Raw genomic sequence first — 2,827 nt, 5'->3', positions numbered from 1 at the left:
TGCNCCAGCGCCAAGCGCTGCTGGCCGCGGCTTGATCGTTCCCACGCTCTGCGTGGGAATGCCGCCCCGGACGCTCCGCGTCCCGCTCTGGCAGTCGTGACGCAGAGCGTCACTGGATGCATTCCCACGCGGAGCGTGGGAACGATCAGCGGTCAGGCCATGTCGCTGTGCGCGAATTCCTCGCCGAGAAAATCAATCAGGGTGCGCACCGACGGCAACAGTCCACGGCGCGAAGGGAAAATCGCGTGCACGATCCCGGTCCTTGGCGACCAACCCGGGATCAAGTTGACCAGGCGCCCGGCGGCAATGTCCTCGCGCACCACCACACTCGGCAGGTGCGCAATACCCACCCCGGCGCACACTGCGTGGCGCAACGCCAACAGGTCATCGGTGATCATCCGTGGGAAATGCCGGATCACCGCGCTGGCGCCGTTCTCGCCAAACAATTCCCACTGGTACTCACGCTGCGCCGAGCCCCAATACACGCTCGGCAACCCATTCAAATCCCCCGGCAATGGCGGGCTGGACAGGCGCGACACAAACGCCGGGCTGCCCACCAGGCACTGCGTGCTGTTGCCAAGCACCTTCATCACCAGATCGGTGTCTTCCAAGGGCGGAAAGCGAATGCGCAGGGCGATGTCAAAGCCTTCGTGAATCACATCCACGCGCCGGTTGGTGCTCTCCAGGTGCAACTCCACCAGCGGGAATTTGAGCATATAGCGGGTCAGCATCGGCCCGACCCAGGAGTTGAGCAGGGCGGTGGGGCAGCTCAAACGCACAATGCCCTGGGGCTCGGAACGGTTGCGCTCGATCACTTCGGCAGCGGCTTCGGCCTCCACCCGCATGGCCAGGCAGCGCTGGTAATAGACCTGGCCGATTTCGGTGAGCGAACAATGCCGGCTGGTGCGGTTGATCAGGCGCACACCCAGGCGCTCTTCGAGCTCGCTGATACGCCGGCTGAGCTTCGACTTGGGCATGTCCAGCGCGCGGCCCGCGGCGGCAAAACCACGGTGCTCGACCACTTGGGTGAAGTAATAGAGGGTGTTGAGGTCTTCCACTATCGTTCTCCAAATAGAACGCTAAGGGTTATTTTTGCCGTCTAGCGCGGTAAAGGTAGCGGATTTAAGCTGTGTACATGCACTGCTTTCACGCCTTTGGAGAAACGCCATGAAAAATATCATCGGTATCTACACCAGCCCACGCAGCCATTGGGTAGGCGACGGCTTTCCGGTTCGTACGCTGTTTTCCTACGACACCATGGGCAAACACATCAGCCCGTTCCTGTTGCTGGACCACGCCGGGCCGGCCGATTTCACCCCGACCCAAGCACGTCGTGGCGTAGGCCAGCACCCGCATCGCGGCTTTGAAACCGTGACCATCGTCTATAAGGGCGAAGTCGAGCACCGCGATTCCACCGGCGCTGGCGGCACCATCGGCCCAGGCGATGTGCAATGGATGACGGCGGCCAAAGGCATCCTGCATGAGGAGTTCCACTCCGCAGCGTTTGCCCAAAAGGGCGGCGCGCTGGAAATGGTGCAGTTGTGGGTCAACCTGCCGGCCAAGGACAAAATGACCGATGCCGGCTACCAGACCATCCTCGACGGCGATATCCCGTCGTTACCCCTGGCCGACAACGCCGGCAGCCTGCGCCTGATTGCCGGTGAGTTTGCCGGTAAACAAGGCCCGGCCCGCACCTTCACGCCGATCGACGTGTGGGATGTGCGCCTCAATGCCGGTAAGTCTGTGACCCTCGACCTGCACGCCGGGCGCAACACCGCGCTGGTAGTGCTCAAAGGCACGGTGCAGGTTAATGGCCAGGAATTGGTGCGCGAAGGGCAACTGGCGTTGTTCGAACGCGACGGCGACCAACTCTCCCTGGAGTCGAACAACGACGCGATGTTCCTGCTGCTCAGCGGCGAACCTATCGATGAGCCTATCGTCGGCCACGGCCCGTTCGTGATGAACACCGAGCAAGAGATCCACCAGGCTTTTGCCGACTTCCAGTCCGGCCAGTTCGGCCAGATGCATCACTGATTCGCCCCCGCAACACCCAACCCAGATAGCCAGGCCGGTTTACCGGCCAAGGATGGCTGTCGCCCATGGAAAAGAGGAAGCACTCATGACTACTCCCTACAAGCGTCTGGACAAGGACAACGCCGCCGTTCTGCTGGTTGATCATCAGGCTGGCCTGCTGTCTCTGGTGCGAGATATCGAACCGGACAAGTTCAAGAACAACGTGCTGGCCCTGGCCGACCTGGCCAAGTACTTCAAGCTGCCGACCATCCTCACCACCAGCTTCGAAACCGGCCCCAACGGCCCACTGGTACCGGAGCTGAAGGCACTGTTCCCGGACGCGCCGTACATTGCGCGCCCTGGCCAGATCAATGCCTGGGACAACGAAGATTTCGTCAAGGCGATCAAGGCCACCGGCAAGAAACAACTGATCATCGCCGGTGTGGTAACCGAGGTTTGCGTGGCGTTCCCTGCGTTGTCGGCTCTGGCTGAAGGGTTTGAGGTGTTCGTGGTGACGGACGCGTCCGGCACCTTCAACGAAATCACCCGCGATTCGGCCTGGGACCGCATGTCGGCCAACGGCGCGCAACTGATGACCTGGTTCGGCCTGGCCTGTGAGCTGCACCGCGACTGGCGCAACGATATCGAAGGCTTGGGTACCTTGTTTGCCAACCATATCCCGGACTATCGCAACCTGTTTACCAGCTATAACGCGCTGACTGGCGCCAAGTAAGCGCAAGACCCAAGGGTTGCCACATACCCCCTGTGTGGAGCGGGTTAGTGTGGGAGCTGGCTTGCCTGCGATGCGGACACC

Annotated in this window: 3 protein-coding genes; 2 read left to right on the top strand and 1 reads right to left on the bottom strand. The window is 61.5% G+C overall.

Features of this window, described 5'->3' with window-relative positions; genetic code table 11:
* Positions 1-152: 152 nt before the first annotated feature.
* Positions 153-1,058 (bottom strand): LysR family transcriptional regulator, encoded by a 906-nt coding sequence (locus FEM54_RS29645; RefSeq protein WP_187699730.1) that lies wholly within the window; start codon positions 1,056-1,058, stop codon positions 153-155.
* A 109-nt stretch (positions 1,059-1,167) separates the two neighbouring features.
* On the opposite strand from FEM54_RS29645, the gene FEM54_RS29640 reads away from it, so the two are divergent.
* Complete coding sequence (locus tag FEM54_RS29640) at positions 1,168-2,034, top strand: pirin family protein (protein ID WP_138453963.1); 867 nt, start codon at positions 1,168-1,170, stop codon at positions 2,032-2,034.
* Between the two features lie 85 nt (positions 2,035-2,119).
* The gene (gene ycaC, locus FEM54_RS29635; protein WP_138453962.1) at positions 2,120-2,746 is read left to right on the top strand and encodes an isochorismate family cysteine hydrolase YcaC; all 627 of its coding nucleotides are present in this window, start codon (positions 2,120-2,122) and stop codon (positions 2,744-2,746) included.
* Positions 2,747-2,827 lie beyond the last annotated feature (81 nt).

Origin of the sequence: Pseudomonas edaphica (assembly GCF_005863185.1) — a bacterium.
GTDB lineage: Bacteria > Pseudomonadota > Gammaproteobacteria > Pseudomonadales > Pseudomonadaceae > Aquipseudomonas > Aquipseudomonas edaphica.
This window is presented reverse-complemented; position numbering and strand designations above follow the sequence as displayed.

Excerpts from the sequence above, each read along its gene's own strand:
- FEM54_RS29640 (WP_138453963.1), top strand. The coding sequence starts at position 1,168 with ATGAAAAATATCATCGGTATCTACACCAGCCCACGCAGCCATTGGGTA.
- ycaC (WP_138453962.1), top strand. The coding sequence starts at position 2,120 with ATGACTACTCCCTACAAGCGTCTGGACAAGGACAACGCCGCCGTTCTG.